Origin of the sequence: Methanoculleus sp. MH98A, assembly GCF_000691865.1 — an archaeon.
Lineage (GTDB): Archaea > Halobacteriota > Methanomicrobia > Methanomicrobiales > Methanoculleaceae > Methanoculleus.
Map to the genome: position 1 here is coordinate 1 of NZ_JMIO01000252.1, position 800 is coordinate 800.

The 800-nt window shown below is 42.8% G+C and carries 1 protein-coding gene; it reads right to left on the reverse strand.

All coding sequences use genetic code 11. From position 1 onward, the window contains the following. A partial coding sequence (locus EI28_RS13790; protein ID WP_155937466.1) for an N-acetylneuraminate synthase family protein occupies window positions 1-800 on the reverse strand: 800 nt, incomplete at its 3' end.

Here is an 800-nt window from a genome sequence, read left to right on the forward strand (position 1 = left end):
TTTTTCATATTCCTTTTAAGAACAACGCTTCGCCGGAATTTTTTCCTTTTCTCAATTTCAGCGTTGCTAACTGATCTGGTAGTACTCCCAAGAGATTGATAGACGTCTTTTCCATCCTGAACAATCTTTTTCATCTCAACAGGATCAGCAGAGATAGCGTGATCCCAACCAGGAAGATTTTTATCTAGTGTAAAGTGCTTTTCAACGATACAGGCGCCCAAAGCGATAGCAGCAACAGGAATTGCAGTTCCTAACGTATGATCGCTAAAACCTACCGGTAAGTCAAAGGCCATCTCAAGCGTCGAGATATTGCGTAGATTAATAGTCTCAAGATCCGGTGGGTAGATAGAAACGCAGTGCAAGAGAGCAATGGGACCGGATCCTGATGAACGTAGCGTAGCAACAGCGGTTTCGATTTCCCCGAGAGAGGCCATCCCAGTTGAAAGAATTACTGGTTTGCCTTTGGTCGCAACGTACTCAAGTAGTGGGAGATTGTTGATATCCATTGATGCTATCTTGAATGCAGGTACATCGAGAGAGTCAAGTAAATCTACCTCCTCATTCGAAAAGCAGCTCGATAAGAAAGTAATACCTACGTTTTCGCAATATGAAGCAATTTCTTCATGTTGCTGTGTTGTGAACTGATATTTCTCAACCATCGCCTCCAGGGATCCAAAATGCTTTTTCTTATCAGAATATTCCGTATTGCGAGCATATTCCGCCTTTGAGATTAGGGATGACTTCGTCCAAGACTGAAATTTAACGGCATCAGCACCACATGTAATCGCTACATCGATCAT